The organism is Nostoc sp. UIC 10890, assembly GCF_054786515.1.
Genome location: NZ_JBSGKF010000001.1, coordinates 1,257,447 through 1,282,147, shown reverse-complemented (window position 1 = coordinate 1,282,147; position 24,701 = coordinate 1,257,447). Strand labels below are relative to the sequence as shown.

The window sequence follows — 24,701 nt, the reverse complement described above, 5'->3', positions numbered from 1 at the left end:
CATTTAATATTCACAATATTGTTGAAACTTGGGAAAAAATATTCTTATAAAAAGTGAATTATGCAAAATTATTTATTTATCGATACCATATAAAACTAATAATCCTGGTGCAAACAAATGTCAAATAGTATCACTAAGAAAACATTAGACAAGGTTTTTGTTAATAACGTAATTCTTTTACCAATTGACTTACTTTTGATTTTTTGTTCTACATTTTCTGGAGAAAATAAAACAGTATATGAAATTCCTTTATTTTTGGTCTTTTGGACAATAGTTTTTGCATTGAGAAGAAACTTTATTTTAAGCACAGCAGAAATTTCTGCTCAAATATTCATTTTTCTCGCTCTCCTGACTATTTTTATTCAATTTTATCAATACAATTTTGACTATTATTTTGGCGCTGTATCAGGAATTCTATATGTTAATATTCTTGTTTTTGGAACGCATGTAATCGAGAGATTACTAAGTGATAGTCCAGGTTGTAAGCTAATTCGATGGCTACCTGCCATATCACTAATTTTTCTAGGAGTATTATCTCAACAATTTTCTGGAAACGATCCGAGACAATCCTTTATATTTGGGCCCAATATTTACTACAGAATTATTGGAACTATTTTCTTGCTAAATCTCGTGTTGGTTCATGAAAATTACTCTAGTAAGAAAGAAAGAATTTCAATCCTTAGTTTAATAATTACAATATTCTGTTTAGCTATTGCATTGTCTCTAATGGTTAAAACAGGTTCTAGAGGTGCAACAATAGTAGGGATTTTTATGACGTTATCTTTTATTTACACAGTACTATCTATCAGATTAAATTGGCTAAAATTTGCTAGTATATCTATAATGTTTGCTATTTCTATAGTCACTATACATTCAAATTTTTCTCAATCTATTATTGATTCTAGAGTATTTTGGTTTTATGATCGTGGTGTCTCCTCTACTTCTATTGCAGTCAGGGAAGGATATTGGCAAAACTTGACATCTTTTTTTATAAAAGATAATTTTTTATTCGGAGAAGGAAGCAAATACATATATTCCTATCCTCACAATATTTATCTAGACCTGCTATATAATGGCGGCTTTTTACCCTGTGTTATTCTTCTAGGATTTACTGCAATGTATGGAATCTTTTTATGGAAAGGGAAATTAAATAAAAACTGGAAAATTATAACTCTAGTTTCTTCACCAATTTATATCGGTTCTCTATTTTCTGGAACATTATATGATAACTATTCAATTATCACCCTAATATTGGCGCTGCCAATTTTGATACAAAACCAAGTTCCTACTATATCTATAAAAAATCAAAGGGTCTGATAGAGATTAAAATCTATAGTTTGAACAGGAGACAATCACTTTTATGCATGAATTTGATGAATGCCAAATACGGTCAACTGTTATCCTATACGTTGCGCCACACACAATCAAATTGCTGGGTTAACAAGTGAAGTGGAAGTGACTGGGATGATCGGTAGAGCCTAATCTAGCAGCGAGCGATCGCTAAAGGTATACAAGAGGTTTTAGCCGCGCGATTAGAATTGCCAAAAAGAGGACAGGCGGCACGAAATTTAGTAGAAGAAAAATATTCCTGAAACCAGATTGGCAAGCAGTCACTTCGAGAATATTTCAACCTATTGCATCAAAATTACAAAAGTTCAAATGTAATTGTTAAGTCAAATAATTCTGTAGAGGTTAAACTTTAATGGATACTCGCACATTAATTTACTTACATCAATATTTTTCTATTCCCACAGTTTCTGGAGGCACAAGATCCTGGGAATTTTCGACTCGTCTTGTCGAAGATAAATGGCAAGTTTGTATGTTTTGCGGTGACTCAGAAATTCATGGAATTTCCGCAATTCATATCCTGAAATTGTTCAACAAAAAAAATGTTAATTTTGAATTAAATGTCATTCCTTTGAATTACAGTAATCACATGAGCTTCTCGCGGAGAATTTTGGCATTTTTGAGTTTTGCTGTTAGGTCTTCTTTACAAGTTCTGCGAGAAGAAAAAGCTGACCTCACTTTTGCTACTAGTACACCGCTTACTATTGCAATACCAGCTTTGTTGCGAAAATGGTTGCATGGCACTCCTTATGTTTTTGAAGTCAGAGATCTCTGGCCAGAATTGCCAATAGCTGTGAAAGCTGTACGCTCACCATTAGCTATATTTTTGGCTCGGCAATTAGAACTGATAGCTTATCAAAATGCTTCTCATATTGTGGCGCTTTCTCCTGGTATGAAAGAAGGTATTGTCAAACAGGGTATTCCTCCTGAGAAAGTAGAAGTGATTCCTAATGCTTGCGATAATGACCGTTTTAATATTTCAGAAACAATTGGATTAGAGTTTCTTTGCCAGCATCCCGAATTATCTGGCGGGCCTTTGATTGTTTACGCCGGTACATTCGGGCATATAAATGGAGTCAACTACTTGGCTTATTTAGCAAGTCACATGAGAAATATCATCCCTGAGGCTAAATTTCTGGTGGTTGGTTCAGGTGTCTGTGAAAGTGAAGTCAGAGAAGCTAGTCGTCAATTAGGGATTTTGGGGAAAAACTTCTGGATGTGGCCACCTATTTCCAAAGCTGAAATGCCAGCACTTCTTTCTGCATGTACCATTGCCACCTCCTTGTTTAAGCCAATTCCTGAGATGGAGCATAATTCAGCTAATAAATTTTTTGATGCCCTAGCAGCAGGGCGTCCAGTCGTGATTAACTATGGCGGCTGGCAGAAAGAAATTCTCGAACAGTCTGGTGCTGGTATTAGCATTTCTAGCAATGATCCAAAAATTGCTGCAATTCAACTTGCAAAATTTTTAAATAGCTCTGAGTCCTTGCAAAGCGCTCAGGCTGCTGCAAGAAAACTTGCAGACACAGTGTTTGATCGGGATATTTTGTACAAGAAACTAGCAAATGTTTTTCAGAACGTTTTAAATGAAACGCATTCTAGCATTTAAAAAGTGGAAGCCTTGGTCGAAAATAAAATTCTTACGCTGTGCTGAAAAGTTACTAGTAGGTGTTGGAATTGTTGTTGCGTCCGTCGTGTTTACGGCAACAAATACAGAAGTTGTTGCACAAGATATATACCCTCAGAGTAAGCAATTTCCGCTGGGTCTATACTCTATCCACGAAGCACAAGATATGCAGAGAGTGCGGAAATTTGGATGGAAAATTGCCCAGACATATCATTTTACCCCCTCTTTTTTGGAGACTGTAGCTAAGGGTAAGATGGTCGCTCTTGCCAGCCTGCCAGGTGAATCTGAGCCGATACCAGAAGTGCAAGCGGCAAACAAGATTGCTGCTCTTGCTAAGAGCGATCGAGTAGCGTGGTGGGAATTTCCTGAAGAACGGCGCTATTGGAAAGATGGAGAAATGGCGATAGTCACCAATTATGCAAATTGGACACGCAAATATGACCCAAAAAAACGACCAAATTATATGTACATCCCCGGTCACTATGATGCTACGAGTGTCCAGCAGTATGTACCTTATTTGGATATCATTCCTTCCAGTGTTTACACAAACTATATAGGAGTGCCACACGCATGGGTGCGATGGCGGATGGAAACCACATTAAAGGGGATCAAGCTAGCACAAGCCACGATAGGCCCTGATTATCTGAATGGAGAAAAAACTCCTGTAGCAATTCTGGAACTCTTTCACGAATCAGGCAATGCGATCGCAACAACTGAAGGGGCATATCATGACTTTTGGCAGTCTATCGTATCTGGTGCTAGGGGGATTCTGATTTTTTCTTACTGGCATGAGCGCGACCATCCGCATCTAAAAAGTATTCTGCAAACGTATCATAAGGCTGCTGGAGAGATTGTAGGGTCAGAACAACTTGGCTCGGCTATCTTGTATGGCACGACGTTGGACAATGTGAGCTTTAAGATTGTCGATGGACCAGCAAGGACAGAGAAGTTCTACACCTATGGCATGGAACAGCCACTCAGCTTTCCTTCTATTAATCTCCTGACAATTGTTTGGAATCAATCTACCTACGTTATTGCCGTCAACTCAGCAAATGAACCTGTTTCAGTTAGTTTTACTGGTCTTCCTAATACGCCCACGGAAGCAACTGTTCTATTTGAAAACAAGACAGTTCCGCTTACCGATGGGGTGTTGAATACCGAATTTCAACCACTTGGTGTACATATTTTTAAAATTGCTAGCAGCAGTAGCAGCAAAGTCTTGAAAGGGGACAAGCAAAGTATCTGCGCTCAATTTCTTCGATGAAAGTGATATACCTTGATTCCTGATTTTTACCTTGACAAAAGTGAAGAATACAGCTATGAACAGCAAATATTTGCCGCAACATATTCTTATAAAAAATAGCAGATTAATCAAGTCTATATTAGATAGATTTGTAGCAGCGATCGCCCTATTGTTTCTTTCTCCGGTGATATTGATAATTGCGATCGCTATTTATTTTCGTATGGGTTATCCAGTTATTTTCACCCAACCTCGCCCCGGTCAAAATGCTAGGATTTTTAACTTTTACAAATTCCGCACTATGACCAATGAACGTGATACTGAAGGCAATCTTCTTCCTGATGAAAAACGCCTGACAGCTTTTGGTCAATTCCTACGTCAAACTAGCCTTGATGAATTACCTCAACTTTGGAATGTTTTGAAAGGAGATATGAGTTTCATTGGTCCACGGCCATTATTAGTAAAGTACCTTGACCGCTATACCCCTAAACAAGCACGTCGCCATGAAGTGAAGCCGGGTATTACTGGCTGGGCGCAAGTTAATGGTCGTCGCAAATTGGATCAATTTTGGAATAAAAAATTTCAGTTGGATGTTTGGTATATCGATAACTGGAGTCTGTGGCTTGACCTGAAAATTCTGTTTATGACTATATGGCAGGTAATACAACGAAAGAGCATCACCCAAGAAGGCCACGTTACATCGGAGGAATTCAAGGGTCAACTTAAAGAACAATAGGGGTTTTCCTAAGCAATAGAATTATAGGAGCTAGAGAAACATGAGTTTTCAACAGATAGAAAATGTATCGGTAGCGGTGTTAACCTCAATGACAGAAGAAGAATGTGCTGATTGGTACAGCAAACAGGGAACGCATGTTATTCGCCATCGCGATCGCTACTGGAAGGAGACATCTCGAGGTTTCTATCAGCCACTTCATTGGTTGGCACGCTTGAGTGCTGAAGAAGCAAACTCTCCAACACCATTATCTTGGGGATTCCAAACAACATTATCTGAGGTTGATGCAACGTCTGCTAACGCCTCAATGCCAATTCACTGGTTGCCCAACCTACAAAACTATGATCTCCAAAGTCTGACATCAAATCGGCGAAATCATCTACGAAGGTGTTACAAGCGAGTAAAGATTGTGCAGTTAAACGAACTCACGCTATTGCAGGAGCAGGGTTATGAAGTCTTTTTTTCGGCATTAAAGCGAACAGCTTATCGTCAAATACCTTCAAAAAAAGACTATTTGACGAGACTGGCTAATTATGTCGCCCCTGAACGGCGGTTGATTCTTGCAGGTCTTAACGGTACAGACCTTTGCGGTTATGTTACAGGATACGCCGTCAACGGTATTGCTTACATCGATGAAGTAGTCATCGCTACTGAAGCATTATCTACTAACATTGGTACGGGATTGCTATTTGAATTTGCACAGGTCTGTCGGCGATCTGGGTTAATTCGTGAGCTTGTCAACGGACTTCACTCTCGTGAAGATGAAAAACTCTGTATTTTCAAAGAGGGAATGGGTTTTCAGGTAAAGCATATCCCTGCAAAGGTGCAGATAAACCCCATTATTGAGCAATTTATTCACTGGCGATATCCACATAAATATTATCGCCTTGTCGGGCATAGCTGAACAATTTGTAGTTCGTAATTCGTAATTTTTTAAAGATGAATATTCAAGTAATTGATTTAGCTAACCCTTTGTGGTTACAAACGCTAGAAAAGCTTAGTTATGATATTTACCATTTGCCTGAATATGTATATCTAGAGTCGCAAAGAACCCAATCAATACCAGAGGCTATTTTGATAGTCGATGGTGAAAAAATATTTTTTTTACCTTATTTGCTGCGCCGCTGTGATGATTTATTTGACGGCGAGTTCACGAGACCAGAAGTATTTGATGTTGTCTCGCCTTATGGTTATCCTGGATTTCTGTTAAGTGAAGCGGCAGCTAACACACCTATTTTTTTAAATTTGGCACTTGAAAAGCTAAAATTTGTATTTTTATCAAAGAACGTTTGTTCAGCATTCTTGCGCCTGCATCCAATACTCAATCAGGGGTGTGATGAAGTTTTTTTATCTGAATTTTGTCAAGTAGCAGGAGAAACTGTATCTATCAATTTAAGTCTTTCAGAAGCAGAAATATGGCAGCAAACACGGCCGGAACACCGCACTTCTATCAATAGATGTAAACGGTCTGGATTGACTGCAAAAATAGTTAAGCTTGAAGATTATCTAGATGATTTCATTGACGTATATACTCAAACAATGGAGCGTGTAGAAGCTAAAAAAGATTTTTACTTTGACTACAAATATTTTCTATCTCTGGCGAATTTGAATAATAATATTCATTTATGTATTGTAGAGTTAGATAATCAAATTGCCTGCGCTGGAATATTTACTGAATGTTGTGGAATAGTTCAATACCATCTTGGAGGAACAAAAAATGAATTTTTGAAACAAGCTCCCAGCAAATTAATGTTTGATTATGTTCGTTTTTGGTCTAAAGAACGTGGAAATAAAGTTTTACATTTGGGTGGCGGTCTTGGTGCAGCTAAAGATAGTCTCTACAAATTCAAAGCAGGCTTTTCTAAACAAAGACATCCCTTTTTAACACTGCGCTTAATTACAGACGAAGAAAAATATATTGATTTGGTCGAATTACGAGCAAAATCTTTAAAAACTGACCCAGAAACTCTACTTGAGTCAAAATTTTTCCCTGCCTATCGTTCATGTTGAATACCCATAAAATGAACAATTCTGCTTTTTAATTGTATTATTGTCCAAAAAATAAATTCATTTGATGAATTTTCTAAATCTCTAGAGTCACAGCAAATGACAACAAAACAACGATATTTTTTAATTTATGATCCATGCAAAATTACAAAATGTGAAATTACGAGCGATCGCAGAAGTTTTTCAAGACATATTTTTGAAAAATTAAGCCTTATCAGATAATCCCAATTACTGAAAATAATCATGACTAAACCAATCTTGCTCTCGACTCCACATATGGGCGATCGCGAGCTAAAATTCGTCAAAGAAGCTTTTGATACTAACTGGATCGCACCAGTTGGCCCACACGTCAATGCCTTCGAGGAAGAATTTTGTCAAGTAACTGGGGCTGGTTATGCTGCTGCTGTTAGTTCTGGTACAGCAGCTCTACATTTGGCTTTACGGCTAGTAGGTGTAGAGTTTGGAGATGAAGTTTTTTGCTCTACCCTGACATTTATAGCTACCGCCAATCCAATTGCTTACTTAGGAGCAAAACCAGTATTTATTGATAGCGATCACACTTCTTGGAACATGAATCCTGACTTATTGCAGGAAGCGCTAGAGAACCGCGCACGTTTTGGCCGATTGCCTAAAGCGGTGGTAGTTGTCCATCTGTATGGTCAAAGTGCAGATATCGATCCCATCCTGAAAGCTTGTAATCAATATGACATTCCTTTAATTGAAGACGCTGCTGAAGCTCTAGGTGCTACCTACAAAGAGCGTTCCCCCGGAACTTTCGGGCGCATTGGCATTTACTCGTTCAATGGCAATAAAATCATCACTACCTCCGGCGGCGGTATGTTGGTTTCCGACGATCCACAATTGGTGGCAAAAGCCCGTTTCTTAGCAACCCAAGCACGTGATTCATCTCCTCATTACCAACACTCGGAAATTGGTTACAATTATCGCCTCAGCAACGTTTTAGCTGGTATTGGTCGCGCTCAACTAGATGTTTTACCTGATAGAGTAGCAGCTAGACGACGGAACTTTAAGATTTACCAACAGGTTTTAGGAAATCTGTCAGGCATAAAATTTATGCCGGAAGCTATTTTTGGCCGTGCTACTCGCTGGTTAACATGTTTGACAATCGATCCAGCAACTTTTGGAGCAGATCGAGAACAAGTCCGCATCGCACTTGCCGCACAGGAAATTGAAACTCGTCCTGTGTGGAAGCCTTTGCATCTCCAGCCTGTATTTGCTGAGTGTGAATATATTGGAGATACAGTCGCGAAAGATTTATTTACACACGGTCTTTGCCTACCTTCTGGCTCTAATCTCACAGAGGAAGATTTGGAGCAAGTAATTAGTGAAATTCTAGCAGTTCACCATAATAGTTCCAAAACTCATACTTCTATGTCTCTATTTAAACAGTAGCTTTGCTTAGAAAGTTATCGATCTTCTTTTGGTTGTTTGCAATATTGATTTCTTCAATTTTAATTACATCAGTTAATCATTAACAATTCAATATAAATTTATGGAATTTCCTACAGAAAATATTGTTACATTTAATACATACTCGCAAATTCTGAAGCGCCGTTGGGTGTCTGCTATAGTAATCTTTTTCCCAGCTTTGCTAATTGCATTGTTGCCTTTGTTATTAAGACAACCTAATTATGTGGCAGAAGGAAAGCTGCTGTTCCAAAAAACAAATATAACTTCTTCTCTAACGGGAGTGGAGGCAGAACTAAACAAGCTAGAATCAGTATCTCAGAATCAAAGTAATCCTTTAAATACAGAGGCAGAAGTTATCCGCTCTATACCTATCGTGCAAAAAACTATAAACAAACTCAATTTAAAGGACGATAAAGGGGAGCTTCTAAAAATCCAGGATTTTCTTAAAAAGTTGACTGTGAAGAATATCGATGGGACTGATATTCTATTAGTTTCCTATGAAGATACTAAGCCGGAAATGGCGGCAGAAGTTGTTAATAAATTGATGGCTGCTTATTTAGAATACAATGTATCCATTCATAGAAATCAAACGACGGCTGCTCGCAAGTTTTTAGAAAAACAGATGCCGAATGCAGAATTAACTGTTCTAAAAGCAGAAGCAGATATAGCAAGGTTTAAAGAAAACTATAAAAGTGTTGCTCTGTCAGAAGAAGCAAGTAAGGCAGTAGAAAATATTGCAGATTTACAAAAGAAATTTAGTGAAGCTCAATCAAGAATTGCTGATGTCGATGCACAGTCTAAAGAAATCCGTGAACAATTGGGTATGAACTCTCGGCAGGCAATGGTTAATACTTCCCTTAGCCAAAGTTCAAGCGTGCAAGATATTCTCGAAGAAATCCAACAGCTAGAGTCGGAACTTACACTCAGGCGAACTGTTGTACAAGACACCCATCCGCAAATTCTAGATTTAGAAGAAAAGTTAAAGTCTTTAAACGAGCTACTGCAACAACGCATAAAAAAAGTTGCAGGAATGAATAAACCACAACTAAATCAAAACTTTGAACTAGGAGAGTTACAACAGCAGCTCTCAGCGAAGCTTATAGAATTAGAATCAACCCATCTTGGTTTAAAAAGCCAAGCTGCTGCTTTATCTGACTTACAAGCTAACTACAAACAACGTCTGAGGAATCTTCCGAGATTAGAACAACAACAACGCCAGTTAGAACGTAAAGCACAAGCCGCACAATCTACTTATTTACTTTTGCAACAAAAGCTAGAAGAAAGCCGTTTAGCGGAAAATCAGAACTTAGGTAATGCGAGTATGCTATCCGAAGCCCAAGTTCCTCAAGAGTCTATTTCTTCTCCTTTTATGTTTGTGAGTGCTTCCTTACTAGCTACCTTGGCTACTTTAGTAGCTATCTTTATTTTGGAAGCAACAGATAAATCAATTAAGACTGTTGATAAGTCCAAAAGTTGTTGGGATTGACTTTATTAGGGATTATTTCTTCTTTTAATAAGTCAAACAAATCCATTCATGGTAAAGAAACGTGAGTTCGATGAACCTCTCCCTCCCAGCCTCCCTCTGGGAAACGGAAAGGGAGGAGCAACGAAAAATTCAGCCTTTTGCTCCCCTCTCCGTGTCCTTGTGTATACACGGTAGGTCTTCTTGGCTGGGGAATAAGATTTTTTGGCCGTCAATACAAGTGTGTTTGATGCTACGGTTATTTGAGTTCATGAGCTTGTGGCATACTTTTATACTAAACCTCTCTCCCTTTTACCAAGAAGACGCGGAGAGTTGGGACGCTTTGTAACAAAATTTGTAACAGCAATACTATTTGAGTTATTACTCGTCTAAATTGATGAAAAATCTACGGGTAATCCCTGAATTAAGGGTTAATGTTGCTAAAAGATATACGAGATTATCAGATTCTATTTCTGGGCTTATTCCTAGTCTTAGGAATCGGTACACGAGATTGGACGCTCCGACCAGAATTCATTGGGGTAGCGATCGCAACTTGTCTTGCAACTCAATGGATATTGTCATTAGTCATTGGTCATTGGTCATTGGCGAAGAACATAGACGCCTCAGCGGCTACTCTTCGAGAACGCCAAGGGCGAACCCGCAGGGTAGGAAAAAGCCTAAATATTCGGAGTGCTTTAATTACCTCACTGGGACTAAGTTTACTGTTGCGGGCTGACCACTGGACGACAATGGCAATAGCCGCAGCACTTGCGATCGCTAGCAAATTTATCTTCCAAGTCGGCGATAAGCATTTCTTTAATCCCGCAAATTTTGGCATCATATCTGCTTTGATTCTCACCCCTGATGCTTGGGTTTCGCCGGGACAATGGGGTGAAGAGTGGTGGTATGGACTATTATTTGTCGGCACTGGCGGCATGATTTTGCAGCGCGTTGGTCGCTGGGACACCACAGCAGCTTTTTTGGGTTCCTACTCTTTGCTGGAAGCCATTCGCAATCTCTGGCTGGGTTGGACTTGGGATGTTTACTGGCACCGATTGATGAGTGGGTCTTTGCTGCTGTTTGCTCTATTTATGATTACAGATCCGCGATCGATTCCCAATTCCCGAATTGGGCGTGTAGTTTGGGCAATCTGCATCGCCGGCTTAACTTTTATTCTGCGAAATTATTTCTTTGTTTCCACAGCAGTTTTCTGGGCGCTATTTGCCCTTGCACCATTGAGCATCCTACTAGATGTTCTCTGGTTAGCCCCAAGGTTTGCTTGGCAAGAAGGCGATGAGGAAGCAGGGGAAGAACTTCTAACTCAGCACTCCTAACTCTTGTACAGACGCGATGAATCGCGTCTCTAGTCTCTAGCACTAAAAAAGATAGAGGTATAAAATAATGAAATTTTTTCGACTTTTAACACCATTATTGTTGGCAATTGTAGCTGTTTTGTGCTTTGCACCAGCAGCTTGGGCATTTTGTGGATTTTATGTAGCCAAAGCTGATACAAAACTGTATAACAAAGCTTCTCAGGTTGTGATCGCGCGGGATGGCGATCGCACTGTCCTAACAATGGCAAACGACTTTCAAGGCGAAGTCAAAGATTTTGCAATGGTAGTACCAGTGCCAACGGTGCTGCAAAAAGAACAAGTTCGCGTCACTGAACCCAAGATTATCGAACGCCTAGATGCTTTTAGTGCGCCGCGATTAGTTGAATATTTTGACCCAGATCCCTGTGCCCCAGTTTACGAAAGAGAGTTATCAGCAGTACCAGCACCAGCAGCAAGTAATCAGTCAGCGCGTAAGAGAGGCAGTGATGCTAGTTTAGGTGTGACAGTCGAAGCACGTTTCAATGTGGGCGAATACGACATTGTGATTCTCAGCGCTAAAGAATCTGGTGGACTAGAAACTTGGCTCAAACGCAATGGCTACAAAATCCCCAGAGGTGCGAAACAATTACTTCAGCCTTACATTCGCTCCTCGATGAAATTCTTTGTTGCCAAAGTCAACTTAGATAAATTCGAGCAATCTGGCTATCAGTTCCTCCGTCCGCTACAAATTTCCTACCAATCGCCTAAATTCATGCTGCCAATTCGTTTGGGCATGATCAATGCTACGACAGAGCAAGATTTAATTGTCTACATCCTCTCGCCCCAAGGACAGGCAGAAATCACTAACTACCGGACGGTAAAAATTCCCTCCGACGCAAATATTCCCATATTTGTCAAAGATGAATTTGGTGAATTTTACAAATCCATGTTTCAAACCATCTACACCAAAGAAGACAGGAAGGTTGGTTTTTTAGAATACGCTTGGGATATGGGTAGTTGCGATCCCTGTTCTGCTGAACCCCTGACCCCAGACGAACTCAAGCAAGCAGGTGTATTTTGGCTAGATGATAATTCTGCAAGTAATGTGCCAGTATCCCCTAACTTCCGTCGTCCCTTTCCTAGAAGCAACGTCTTCATTTCTCGCTTGCATGTCCGCTACACTCGTGACAAATTCCCTGAAGACTTGATATTTCAACAAACTGCCAACAGTGAATCTTTCCAAGGGCGTTATGTTTTGCAACATCCGTTCCAAGGGGAACTCAAATGTCAGGCGGGTAGAGAATATAAGCAGTCTTTACCCAAGCGTTTTGAACAAGAGGCGCAAACTCTAGCTAAACTAACCAACTGGAAAATCCAAGATATTCGCAACAAAATGAAGTTGAGTGTAGGTAATCTGAGATATTCTTGGTGGGAAAATTTCTTGTCCTGGCTGGGATTGTATTGAGGGGATTGGGGACTGGGGATTGGGGACTGAGGACTGGGGACTGGGGATTGGGGACTGGGGATTAGGAGACAAAGAGAATTAGATCCTCAGTCATCCACCTCAGATACTCATTCATCCACCTTTGAACTGGATTCATCCACCTCAGATACTCGTTCATCCACCTCAGATACTCATTCATCCACCTTTGAACTGGATTCATCCACCTCAGATACTCAAATTTCCCAGTCCCCAGTCCCCAGTACCTAATCCCCAATCCCCAATCCCCAACATCTTGACGAAAGGTAATTTTTTAGGGCGTTGTTATACGCAATACTAAGATATTCTTGCTTTCTTCGCCAAGATTGTCATGGTTCAATTCGATGAACAGCTACGCTGCTTAGTTACAGAAGCCTGTGGACACCAACCTGGAAGCCCTCAGCGTCAGAAGCTGCTCACGCAAATTATTCGCTTGACAGCCAATAGACTCTGGAGGGAAAGTACTCCCTACTATCAAGACGCACTACAACAAACTTGGTTGTATTTCTGTCGCAATGTTTGTGAAGGTTTGACAGGTCAGATATATGACCCCACTTATGGTACTGTCATTACCTGGCTGAATGCTTACCTAAAAAGGAGACTACAAGACTTTTACCTGAACCAGAACCGGGAACAAGCCACTACTGTCCCTCTGAGAATTCGTCAGTCTACATCGGGTGGAACAAGTGAAATCATTGACCCTGTAGATAATCTTCCCGCTAACCCCCAAGCACCTCCAATTCTAGAAGACTTGGAGATATGGGCAAAGACGGATTCTGATGGAGAATTGCGTGGTACTTACATTAAAGGGCGTCCAGATGTGAATTGTCAGGTGTTAATTCTCAAGCGCTTACCCCCGGAAGTTAGCTGGAGAGAATTATCTGAGGAATTTGGAATGTCAATTCCGACATTAAGCAGTTTTTATCAGCGCCAATGTCTACCGCGTTTGCGTAAATTCGCAGAATTGGAGGGATTATTGTGACGGAGGCAGGAGGCAGAGGGCAGGGGAGAAGTAATGAGTAAGAAGTAAGAAGTAAGAAGTTTTTACTCATTACTCATTACTCATTACTCATTACTCATTACTCATTACTCATTACTCATTACTCATTACTTCTCTTTTGCTCCTGCCCTCTGCCTCTCCTGATAAATAAGATTGTAGAAGCTCAGAGATAGGTGAGGGACGGGAATGGTAACATTACTCTGGTAGCCCAAGCACCTACAGTTCATACTGTGCCTTCCTGGTTATCACCTACCTCTTGTCATGCTTATGCCTAAAAAAACTAGGATTTTTGGCGCGAATTCTGTAAAAGTTAAAAGGCAAAAAGAGCCAGGGCGTCGCATATTTTCCCTCCGTTACAAGACTTTTAACCTCTTCGGGATTTGCCAGTCACTCGTTTTAGAAACCAAAAAGATCCTTACGGGTGACACTAACTTTTTACGTTTACCTTTGTACTTCCTGATCGCTTTGCTATGCATTATCGGTTCACCTGTGCTGGCAAAAGTTCCTGTTTCAATAAATTCCTCATCCCAACCGCCAATAAACAGTCTGACATCGCTGGCTGTATCTGCTGACCCTGCCTCACTACTACAACAGGGCAAAGTTTTATACAGTGCTGGCAACTTTGCCAAAGCTGTAGAAGTGTTGCAACAGGCTGTCCAGGTATATCAGCAGCGAGGGGAGAACCTCGCACTGGCAGCGACACAGAGTAATCTGTCTCTGGCTTACCAGCAACTCGGTGCATGGAGTCAAGCGCAGCAGGCAATTACAGAGAGCTTAAATTTGCTCAAAGGACAGGATAAAAACCAAAATCTGCAAATATTTGCCCAATCACTAGATATTCAAGGTCGTCTACAACTGTTAATGGGACAGCCTGAGGCGGCTTTAGCGACTTGGCAGCAGACGGAACAAATTTACAAACAAGCAGATAATAAAAGTGGCGTAGTGCGATCGCAAATCAATCAAGCACAAGCATGGCGCACCCAAGGATTTTACCCACGGGCTGTCAAAACACTCGATCAGGTAAGTCAGACGTTAAAATCTCAACCAGATTCTATAGAAAAGACAGTAGGTTTGCGATCGCTCGGTGATGCCCTTTTGGTATTGGGCGATTTTGAAAAATCACGTCAGACGCTAGAAGAAAGTCTAAAAATTGCTCGAAACCTGCAATCAAGCGCTGATATTGGGGCAAGTCTATTCAGCTTGGGGAATCATGCCCGCCAACAACAGAAAAGTCAACAGGCGATCGCCTATTATGAACAAACAGTTGAAGCATCTCCCTCACCCCTGACAAAAGTCCAAGCGCAACTGAATCACCTGGGACTACTCATTGAAGATCAACAATGGGCAAAAGTTCAAACTCTCTTACCGTCGATTGAGTCCAAACTCGACCAACTCCCCCTCAGCCGCGCTAGTATTTACGCTCAGGTTAATTATTCACAGAGTCTAGCAAAAGTCAATAGTGGCGTATTACAAGCATCAAGTCATAGTTATTACTCAGGTTTCAGCACAAAAGACTCAGCAGTATTACTCGCCAAAGCCATTCAGCAATCCCACAGTTTAGGAGACAAGCGGGCAGAAGCCTATGCCCTGAAGAGTTTAGGCGGCTTGTATGAAGAAACTAGACAGTGGTCAGAGGCGCAAAAGCTGACCCGGCAAGGATTAGCTTTAGCACAGAGCAGCAATGCCTTAGAAATTACCTATAGCTTGGAGTGGCAGTTAGGTAGATTGCTCTGGGCACAACAAGATATTAATGGTGCGATCGCGGCTTATGATTCTGCTGTGGACACTCTTCAGTCTCTCCGCAGAGATTTAGTAGTGAATAAAGATGTAGTAAACCAGGATGTGCAATTCAACTTTCGGGATAGCGTAGAACCCGTATACCGCCAGTCAGTAGAGTTACTGCTGAAATCTCAAAAAAGTAAATTATCAGATGAAAAAATATTGGAGAAAGCACGCGAGCGGATTGAAGCACTCCAACTAGCAGAATTAGACGACTTTTTCCGGGAAGCTTGTCTGCAAGGTAAGAAAGTAGCCCTAGATCAAGTGGTAGACCAAGATAATTCCACAGCCGCCATCCTTTATCCGATTATTCTTCCTGACGAACTCCAAGTAATTGTCAAAATTCCCAAACAACGCCTGCAAAGCTACACTACCAAGATTTCTCAAACAGAAGTAGAAAAACTCTTAGTAGAACTGCGAAAAAATCTTGTCAATCCCACCGCTACCAAGAACGTCCAAAAGCAATCGCAAGAAGTTTACAACTGGCTACTCAAACCAATTGAGTCAGAATTACAAAAAAGTGGCGTCGATACTTTAGTATTCGTTTTGGATGGCCCATTACGCAACTTACCAATGGCAGCCCTCTACGATGGTAAACAATACTTGGTAGAGAAATATGCGATCGCTCTGAGTGTAGGTTTGCAACTCCTCGACCCGAAACCGCTGGTGCAACAGCAGCTCAGAGCGCTAACCGCAGGACTGACTCAGCCACCGCCAGGATTTCCCAAATTTGCACCATTGCTTGCAATTAAATCTGAATTTGACGGCATTACCAAAGCTGGAGTTTCGACAACTAGCCTAGTTGATGGGGATTTTAAGAAAAAGAATTTAGAGAGTGAAATTAGTGCAACTTCATTCAACATAGTGCATTTAGCAACCCACGGTCAGTTTAGTTCCCGCCTTGAAGACACTTTCATTTTAGATTTTGATGGTCAGATCAATGTCAAGGATTTTGATACTCTCTTCCGCAGTCAGGGTAAAAGCATCGTAGAACTATTAGTTTTGAGTGCTTGTCAGACAGCATCAGGAGACAGCCGTGCAGCACTCGGTCTAGCAGGAGCAGCTGTACGAGCTGGGGCACGTAGTACCATAGCTTCCCTGTGGCAAATTGATGATGAATCAACAGCAATGTTTGTGAGTGCCTTCTATCGAGAACTTAAAAGTGGCAAAATTACCAAAGCCGAAGCAGTCCACCGTGCCCAGCTACAACTGCTGAAACATCCCAACTACAGAGCACCAAGCTTTTGGTCTGCCTATGTATTGATTGGCAATTGGTTGTGATTTGGGCATTGGGGATTGGGGACTGGGGACTGGGGACTGGGGACTGGGGACTGGGGATTGGGGACTGGGGACTCGTTCATCTCTCTCAAAGACTCGTTCATCTAGCTCAGAACCTCAAATCTCCCAATCACCAATACCCAATCACCAATCACCAATCATTTAATCGAGTGCCGTACTCTTCTTTACCTTGTTGCTGGGAACGAATGAAACGACAGTAACCATTAAGACCTTTTTCAATCTGGTCTTTAAGCTGACTAACCCAGTGTAATTGTTCTGTATTGCAGTACCCCAGGCTTTCAGCAATAAGGAAGGCGCTTTTAGTCTCAGTTAATGAGCCACGAGCAATGTACATAAAACGCAATCTATCTAAATAATGATAACGTCCGTAGCCCTCAGCTATGTTCAGCAAAACACTACAAGCCGATCTTCGTAATTGATCGCTCAAATTGTAACGCTCAAAATTTGGCAACCTATCCGCTAGTCGATAAGCCGCTTTTAGCAGCTTGAGGCTATCTTGATAGAAGTCTAAAGACTCAAAACCTCTATCTCCCATATCATTTCAATATACAATCTCTCAATTTTATGGGATATTTTTACCTAATACCCAATCCCCAATCCCCAATCCCCAATCCCTAATCCCTAATCCCAATTTTCTAATAATCATTCTCTGTTTTATGGCATAAATTTAGTGAATGCGGGTGATATCTACATAGCAGCATTGATCACTAGGGATTGACTTATGAATAACTCCACCTATCAGCTAGACGATTTCGCTTTAACATTACCCATTACCCAAACGGCTCGCATTACTGCCCAGCAATTTGCTAACCAGCAGCCCAATTCTGAAAAAGCAGAGCAAGTCCGGTTGAATACTCTGGCTGTATGGGTGGTGAATGACTACTTGCAGATGATGGATATTCCTACTAATCTTCAAGCTAGTGACAGCTGGAACCCCATCATGCGCCTTTGTGGAAATGTCGCTGATTTAGAGATTCCCTCAATTGGTCGTCTGGAGTGTCGCCCTGTCCATCTGCATCAACGGATATGTTCCATTCCTCCAGAAACTTGGGAAGAACGGGTAGGTTATTTAGTAGTTCAATTTGATGAATCGCTTGAAGAAGCGAAGCTGCTTGGTTTTATCCCTAGTGTGGCAACTGAAACACTGCCTTTAAGTCAACTGCAACCATTGGAAGCGTTTATTGACCACCTGTGGCAACTGCGCCAATCCCCACTCACCTCGTTAGTGAATTTGAGTCAGTGGTTTGCTGGGATATTTGATACTGGCTGGCAGACGATTGAATCCCTGTGGAATGTGCCAGAACTCAGACCAAATTATGCCTTTCGCAGTACTGAAACTTTGGAACTAAATGCCCTCAACCGACCAGAGTCTATTACTAAACGGGCAAAACTGATTGATTTGGGTATCCAAATTCTCAACCAACCAGTCATGTTGATTGTAGAAATCAGCCCGGAAAAGGATCAACAAACGAGTATTCATCTGCAATTACACGCCACTGGGAATCAAATCTACTTGCCACCTGGAGTTCATCTCACTGTACTAGATAGTTCGGGAGCAGTATTTCTAGATGCTCAATCTAGAAGATCAGACAATTATATCCAGTTACAGTTTCGTGGTGAACCCACAGAGCAATTTAGCGTTAAAGTAACCTTGGATAATACCAGCATTACCGAACATTTCCGAATTTGAAATATCTAGCTATCTTCCCTCTTTGTCGGTATTTTATTAAGTGGTAATTGGTTAATTAAAAATTAAAGATTAAAAATTCAAGCCCGCATTTGGGGATTTTAAAAAAGTCTGTAAATGCTTGTGGAGCTTGTTATGAGACATTAGAACAGGGGATGGTTTTGCACAGGGAGATAGTGACGGTCATGGGTAAGTTAGTGGTGATGAAATTCGGAGAAGGTAGTTTTGAGCAGGGGTTTGCTGTCACCCTTCAAATTGGTGAAGAACACGAGCGGGCTGCAACAGAAATCACGGGGAGGCTACCTTCATTCCCGGAAATGCCGCTCTACTATAGTCATTGGCAGTCTAGTTATCGGCAGATAGGCAATCGTTATCGCCTCCATGCTGACCAAATGCAGGTGACGAATGTATCGATGATTCAAGACTGCGAAAACACTTCCCATATTTTACGGGCACGTTTTAATATCTGGCTGCGAGCAGAAGAGTTTCGCCCTTTAAGGGAAAAGTGGTTAGAAAGATTGTCGTCCACGGATGAAGTGCGGGTGATTTTGCAAACAGAAAATAGCCAATTGCAGCTATTACCCTGGCATCTGTGGGACTTGTTAGAACGCTATCCCAAGGCTGAAATTGCCCTTTCTTCACCATCCTACGATCGCATTCACAAGCCACGCACTTTAAACCAATTAGTCAACATTTTGGCAATTGTGGGCAATAGTCAAGGGATTGACACCCAAGCCGATCAAGCTTTACTGCAACAGTGTCCTAACGCAGAGGTTACTTTTCTGGTAGAACCACAGCGTAAAGAATTGACTGACCATCTCTGGGGAAAAAACTGGGATATTCTTTTCTTTGCTGGGCACAGTTCTAGTCACAGGAATGGAGAAAGCGGACGAATTTACCTGAATAAAACTGATAGTCTTACCATTGGTGAGTTAAAGTACGCTCTCAAAAAAGCTATTGAAAACGGCTTGCAATTAGCTATATTTAACTCCTGTGATGGATTGGGATTGGCGCGAGAATTGGCTGATTTGCAAATTCCTCAGATAATCGTCATGCGCGAACCCGTCCCAGACCAAGTTGCTAAGGAGTTTTTAAAGTATTTTCTCGAAGGCTTTTCTGGTGGAGAGTCTTTATATCAAGCGGTACGCCAAGCACGGGAACGTTTGCAAGGACTTGAGGATCGATTTCCCTGTGCAACTTGGCTACCAATGATTTGCCAAAATCCAGCGCAGATACCACCCACTTGGGATGAATTAAGGTCTACCAAAACTGAAGATATACCAAATTTAGCTTTGTCTAGCAGACGCAGATTTCAGACAAGTTTGTTATCTAGCTTGGCGATTACAGCCTTGGTTTGTGGGGTGAGATTGCTGGGATTGCTGGAAAATCCAGAGATTCAAGCCTTTGACCTGATGATGCGATCGCGCCCTGCGGAAGGACTTGATCCGCGACTGCTAATAATCACAATTGACGATGATGATTTGGCGACTCAAAGACAAAATGGCGAGTATTTGATCGGAGCTTCCATTTCCGAAAAATCTCTCAATAAACTTTTAGCAAAACTGAATCAATACCAACCCCGTGCGATCGGCTTGGATATCTATCGTGATTTTAAGGCGAAAGACCCAGATTTAATTACTCGTCTCCAAAAAACTCAAAACTTGGTTGGCGTATGTAAGGGAAGTGATAGCACGGCAAATATCAAAGGCATTAAGCCGCCACCAGAAATCCCTCCAGGAAACTTGGGATTCAGTGACTTTATTCACGATCGCGATGGAGTAATCCGTCGGCATCTTCTGTTCATGAATCAGGAGGCGACATCGTTGTGTTCTGCTCCCTATTCCTTCAGTTTACAACTAGCATCCCTCTATCTGCGCCCTGACGGAATTCAACCAAAGTTCACCCCTAAAGGGAATTTGCAGTTGGGTAAAACTATTTTTCCGAATCTAAAGTCTCGAACTGGTGGCTATCAAAATATAGATGCTAATGGCGGCCAAATCTTACTCAACTACCGTTCTCCAAAACAAATAGCCCAACAAGTGAAGCTAACGCAATTTTTATCTAATTCGGTTAACGCCAGCGCCATCAAAGACCGGATTGTTCTAATTGGTGTCGTGGCAAAGGGGGATTCTCCAGACACCTGGCCCACACCCTATGGCGCTCCCTTAGATGATCAAATGCCAGGAGTGTTGGTACAGGCTCACATGATCAGTCAGATTCTCAGTGCAGTTCAGGATGGACGGCCGTTGCTGCGGGCTTGGTCACTGTGGATTGAGATAGTCTGGATTTTGGGCTGGTCTGTGGTGGGGGGAGTCCTGGCTTGGCACAGGCTTTCGTTACCCTGGTTGGTCTTGGCAGTCGGTGTTACCTCTAGCGTTTTGTATGTAGTTTGCTTTGGTCTGTTAATTGTGGGTGCTTGGGTACCGTTTGTACCGTCGGCTTTATCACTGGTGACGATGGTGGGCTTGATGTCAATTTATCATTCAAAAACAGAAGTGCGGGTGGGGAGTGGGGAATAGGGAATGGGGAATGGGGAATGGGGAATGGGGAATGGGGGAGAATAACTAAATGCCCAATTTAAAATCTAAAATCTAAAATCTAAAATTGTATGAGGTCAGGTTTTTATGAATTCAAATTCACAACCTATAAAACTCTTTTTATTAATCGCTTTTAGCTGTACAAGCTTACTAGTTAACTTGACTCCAGTACAGGGGAAACCAACCTCTAATCGCTCTGATGGTAAAACAACCATTGCTCAAGCCACAACCTATAATCAACCTCCAATTCCACCTGGCCCTCCTCCTGGAGGTCGCGTTCGCGGTGGAGCGAAGCGCGGGGAAGTGGCTGCATGTCCAGTTACTAAACCTGACCTGACTGCTTTAGTGCCCTTTACCGAGGAAGCTAACTCAGTGATTAATGTCTGGGCACAGACAACGGTAGAACGCCCAAGTTGGTTTTTCTATGTGCCATATACCAAAGATTCGCTATATACAGCTGAATTTGTGCTGCAAGATCAGGACTCTAACGAGATTTACCAAAAGGCGATCGCTCTACCGGATAAAGCAGGAGTCATCCGCGTTTCTCTACCTACCACTGCCCCTGCTTTAGCAGTAGACAAACAATACCGCTGGTTTTTTACTATTAGCTGTGACAAAGAAAAGAATTCGCCGCCAACTTTTGTTGAAGGGGTAATCCAACGAGTTGAACTGAATCCAGCCATAGTCCAAGAGCTACAAACCACAGAACCTCTAAAGCGCTATGCTGTCTATGCCCAAAAGGGGATATGGTACGAGGCACTGATGACACTAGCTGAACTACGTCAAAACAATCCTCAAGATGCAGCACTGCAAGCACAGTGGCGGAATTTGCTAGCCAGCATCCACTTAGATGATGTTGCAGGAGAAACCATTTTCCCGGAAACACCTTAGACTGAACAAATAGTAGGGACTGGGGATTAGGGATTGGGGACTGGGTGTAAAATCGAAAAAATATGGTGTTTGCTCATTACTCACCACCAAATTGTCAAAAACAATTCCTGTTACTCAGTACGGTCGCGGCGTTCCTCCCCCACCAACTTTTATGTATCGTGGGGGAGGAATGCGGCGACCAGTTAAAGATTATTTGCAAAAATTTTGTTGTAGAGACATTGCATTGCAACCTCTCTACAGAAGTTTGGTTTAGTTTACAGCAGCACTCACTAAACCATTGTGCTTGAGCAATGCGATCGTACTCGGTTCACGACCCCGGAAAGTTTTAAACACCTCCATTGGATGTTTGCCACCACCGAGTGCCAGCACCGTATCCCGATAACGCCCACCTGTAGCTTTTATCGCTTCTTCATCTTCTAGCCCAGCTTCTTCAAAAGCGGCAAAAGCGTCAGCGCTCAGTACCTCAGCCCACTTGTAACTGTAGTAACCTGCTGCATAACCACCCTCAAAAATATGTCCAAAAGCACATAGCATTGAATCTTCTGGAAGTGGTGGTAAAACAGTAGTAGTCTTGGCTATGCGATGACGCACATCTGCAGGAGTTTCATCACTACCAGAACGATAGCGGTAGTGTAGTTCTAAATCAATACTGCTAAAGTGAATCTGCCGCAACATAGCAGTACCACTCATATAATTACGCGCCGCTAGCAGCTTTTGATAATAATGTTCCGGTAAAGCTTCCCCAGTTTCGTAATGTTTAGCCATACCAAACAAAGTGGGTCGCTCATAGCACCAGTTCTCCATAAACTGACTGGGTAGTTCCACTGCATCCCACTCCACATTATTGATGCCTGCGGCTCCGGCATAGTCAACCTTGGTGAGCATGTGGTGCAATCCATGACCAAACTCGTGGAACAAAGTTTCTACTTCATAGAAAGTCATCAAACTCGGCTTGCCGTCTACTGGGGGAGTTTGGTTACATATCAAATAAGTCACAGGTAAGCGGATGCTAGTTTCACCATTCTCAGTGATTTTGGCCCGATTGATGCACACATCCATCCAAGCACCACCGCGTTTTTCTGCTGGACGGCTATAGGGATCTAAGTAAAAATAGGCGATGGGAGAACCTGTTTCATCAGCAATTTGGAAATAACGGACATCTTCATGCCAGACTGGGGCTTGACCATCGGCAGGGGTTACGGTGACACCGAACAGTCGCTTCACAAGTCCAAACAAGCCATCTAACACTTGGGGAAGGGGAAAGTAGGGACGCAATTCTTCAGCGGTAAAGGCAAATTTTGCTTCTCGTTGGCGTTCTGCCCAAAAGCTGATATCCCAATGTTTTAAATCCTGATATTCTGCTCCGTATGATGCGGCGAAAGCTTGGAGTTCTTTTAAATCTTTGACAGCAGCATCATAACTAGCCTGACGTAGTTCTTCTAATAGTGCTTCTACTGCCTCAACATTAGGAGCCATTTTACTTGCAAGACTCAACTCGGCATAACTCTTAAAGCCCAGTAAATCTGCGAGTTCTTGCCGTAACTCCAAAATACGCACAATTAATGGGTTGTTATCTAAATCGCCACTAGAAGCGCGAGTGATATGAGCTTTGTAGAGCTTTTCACGCAAATCTCCACGGGTGCTGTGCTGCATGAAAGGGCCGTAGCTGGGGTAGTCTAAAGTAATCCGCCAGGGGCCATTTTCTGGTGTGGCGTTCTCTTCTCCTGCCGCACGAGCCGCTTGGGCAGCTAAACTCACCAAACTTGGTGGTAAACCGTCAATTTCTGCTTGTGTTGTCAGGGTTAAGCTGAAGGCTTTCGTGGCATCAAGTACATGGTTAGAGAATTTGGTCGAAAGTTCTGCTAACTCCATCTGAATGGCGTTGAAACGCTCTCTTGCTTCTCCTTTTAAGCCAACACCAGAAAGTTCTGCATCTCGAATGGCAGCTTCTACAATGCGCTGTTGGGCTAATTCTAAAGTTGCCCAACCATCACTGCTACGGAGTGCCTTAAAAGCATTGTAGATGGGTTGGCTTTGACCGAGCTTGTTGATAAATTGTACTACTAGTGGCTGTACGATTTCATGAGCTTCGCGCAGTTCCGGGCTATTTTTAACACCCATTAAATGATTTACCGCCCCCCAACTCCAGGTAAGCCGTTCTGTCAGCTTTTCTAAGGGTTCTACTAAACCACTCCAAGTAGGCTGTATATTAGTCTCTAAGGTGGCAAGCTGCTGGTCAAGTTCTGCTAGCAACTGATTGAAGGCTGGTACTACTCGTTCTGGTTTAATCTCTGCAAAGGGAGGTAAACCAGTGCCTTGGAGTAAGGGATTTTCGGAAATAATGGTACTTGCACTCATGATTTTGTGTGAACTGCGAACGAATAAAAATCAACAATGATTTTTATTTATATATCTACTAATGTAGCGATCGCTGTGCTATTTAGTATTGCCATTCTGACAAAAATGTAAAAAAAGCGAGATTTCCTCACAAAAGTATCCCGATACAGCTATTTTGTTTCGTATCTGAACAATAAATTGGGGAATGGGGAATGGGGAATGGGGAATGGGGACTCGGAAAGAGTTTTCTTCTCGTGCGAACGCTCTTGCAACAAAACTTGGGTAGTGGTCTGAATCCCGAATCCCCAAACAATTTTCCCAGTCCCTAGTCCCTAATCCCCAATCCCTTTTTCAACCTGACTAAAGGCGATGCCTATGGCGGGCTACGCCTACGCAAAAACACATAATATATGTACTATGTCAAACAAGTAACCCGTCTGCCAACATGGGCGTTACCCTGAAAACGTAGTTTCAGCCCAAAAATCCCACGCTTTCAAGGCGTGAGAGTGTCCAATTAACTGAGCGTGATCG

At 42.0% G+C, this 24,701-nt stretch carries 17 protein-coding genes; 15 read left to right on the top strand and 2 right to left on the bottom strand.

What is annotated here, in order from left to right; all coding sequences use genetic code 11:
* Positions 1-117: 117 nt before the first annotated feature.
* The 12 genes from ACWATR_RS05020 to ACWATR_RS04965 all read left to right on the top strand — a co-directional run bounded on the left by ACWATR_RS05020 (position 118) and on the right by ACWATR_RS04965 (position 16,700).
* The gene (locus tag ACWATR_RS05020) at positions 118-1,317 is read left to right on the top strand and encodes an O-antigen ligase family protein (RefSeq protein ID WP_460330056.1); all 1,200 of its coding nucleotides are present in this window, start codon (positions 118-120) and stop codon (positions 1,315-1,317) included.
* Positions 1,318-1,702: 385 nt separating this feature from the next.
* Positions 1,703-2,956 (top strand): glycosyltransferase family 4 protein, encoded by a 1,254-nt coding sequence (locus tag ACWATR_RS05015; protein WP_460330054.1) that lies wholly within the window; start codon positions 1,703-1,705, stop codon positions 2,954-2,956.
* A complete protein-coding gene (locus tag ACWATR_RS05010) occupies positions 2,934-4,238 on the top strand; it encodes a hypothetical protein (RefSeq protein ID WP_460330052.1) in 1,305 nt (434 codons plus the stop codon). Before ACWATR_RS05015 ends, ACWATR_RS05010 begins: the two co-directional genes overlap by 23 nt.
* Positions 4,239-4,293: 55 nt before the next feature.
* Complete coding sequence (locus tag ACWATR_RS05005; RefSeq protein WP_460330050.1) at positions 4,294-4,950, top strand: sugar transferase; 657 nt, start codon at positions 4,294-4,296, stop codon at positions 4,948-4,950.
* Positions 4,951-4,990: 40 nt separating this feature from the next.
* Positions 4,991-5,851, top strand: a complete 861-nt coding sequence (locus ACWATR_RS05000) for a hypothetical protein (protein ID WP_460330048.1) — start codon at positions 4,991-4,993, stop codon at positions 5,849-5,851.
* A 35-nt stretch (positions 5,852-5,886) separates the two neighbouring features.
* The gene (locus ACWATR_RS04995; protein ID WP_460330046.1) at positions 5,887-6,957 is read left to right on the top strand and encodes a GNAT family N-acetyltransferase; all 1,071 of its coding nucleotides are present in this window, start codon (positions 5,887-5,889) and stop codon (positions 6,955-6,957) included.
* Positions 6,958-7,197: 240 nt separating this feature from the next.
* Complete coding sequence (locus ACWATR_RS04990; RefSeq protein WP_460330044.1) at positions 7,198-8,367, top strand: DegT/DnrJ/EryC1/StrS family aminotransferase; 1,170 nt, start codon at positions 7,198-7,200, stop codon at positions 8,365-8,367.
* 100 nt (positions 8,368-8,467) lie between these two features.
* On the top strand, positions 8,468-9,871 hold the full coding sequence (locus ACWATR_RS04985; protein WP_460330042.1) for a GumC family protein: 1,404 nt from the start codon (positions 8,468-8,470) through the stop codon (positions 9,869-9,871).
* A gap of 410 nt (positions 9,872-10,281) precedes the next feature.
* Positions 10,282-11,181 (top strand): RnfABCDGE type electron transport complex subunit D, encoded by a 900-nt coding sequence (locus tag ACWATR_RS04980; protein ID WP_460330040.1) that lies wholly within the window; start codon positions 10,282-10,284, stop codon positions 11,179-11,181.
* Positions 11,182-11,248: 67 nt separating this feature from the next.
* Positions 11,249-12,625, top strand: a complete 1,377-nt coding sequence (locus ACWATR_RS04975) for a DUF2330 domain-containing protein (protein ID WP_460330038.1) — start codon at positions 11,249-11,251, stop codon at positions 12,623-12,625.
* Between the two features lie 346 nt (positions 12,626-12,971).
* Entirely contained in the window at positions 12,972-13,622 is a 651-nt protein-coding gene (locus ACWATR_RS04970; protein ID WP_069073625.1) for a hypothetical protein, read from the top strand.
* 279 nt (positions 13,623-13,901) lie between these two features.
* Positions 13,902-16,700 (top strand): CHAT domain-containing protein, encoded by a 2,799-nt coding sequence (locus ACWATR_RS04965; RefSeq protein ID WP_460330036.1) that lies wholly within the window; start codon positions 13,902-13,904, stop codon positions 16,698-16,700.
* A 148-nt stretch (positions 16,701-16,848) separates the two neighbouring features.
* On the opposite strand, the gene ACWATR_RS04960 is transcribed toward ACWATR_RS04965, so the two are convergent.
* A complete protein-coding gene (locus ACWATR_RS04960) occupies positions 16,849-17,253 on the bottom strand; it encodes a four helix bundle protein (RefSeq protein ID WP_460330034.1) in 405 nt (134 codons plus the stop codon).
* A 186-nt stretch (positions 17,254-17,439) separates the two neighbouring features.
* Between ACWATR_RS04960 and ACWATR_RS04955 the strand changes: the two genes are divergently transcribed.
* The 3 genes from ACWATR_RS04955 (at position 17,440) to ACWATR_RS04945 (ending at position 21,833) form a co-directional block, all read left to right on the top strand.
* Positions 17,440-18,408 carry a DUF1822 family protein gene (locus ACWATR_RS04955; RefSeq protein WP_460330032.1) on the top strand — a complete coding sequence of 323 codons (969 nt, stop codon included), beginning with the start codon at positions 17,440-17,442 and terminating at the stop codon, positions 18,406-18,408.
* 182 nt (positions 18,409-18,590) lie between these two features.
* Entirely contained in the window at positions 18,591-20,924 is a 2,334-nt protein-coding gene (locus ACWATR_RS04950) for a CHASE2 domain-containing protein (RefSeq protein ID WP_460330030.1), read from the top strand.
* Between the two features lie 105 nt (positions 20,925-21,029).
* A complete protein-coding gene (locus ACWATR_RS04945; protein WP_460330028.1) occupies positions 21,030-21,833 on the top strand; it encodes a DUF928 domain-containing protein in 804 nt (267 codons plus the stop codon).
* Between the two features lie 249 nt (positions 21,834-22,082).
* Here the strand turns inward: ACWATR_RS04945 and ACWATR_RS04940 are convergent, their stop codons facing one another.
* Positions 22,083-24,191: a M3 family metallopeptidase gene (locus ACWATR_RS04940; RefSeq protein WP_460330026.1), complete on the bottom strand. Its 2,109-nt coding sequence runs from the start codon at positions 24,189-24,191 to the stop codon at positions 22,083-22,085.
* Between the last annotated feature and the right edge of the window lie 510 nt (positions 24,192-24,701).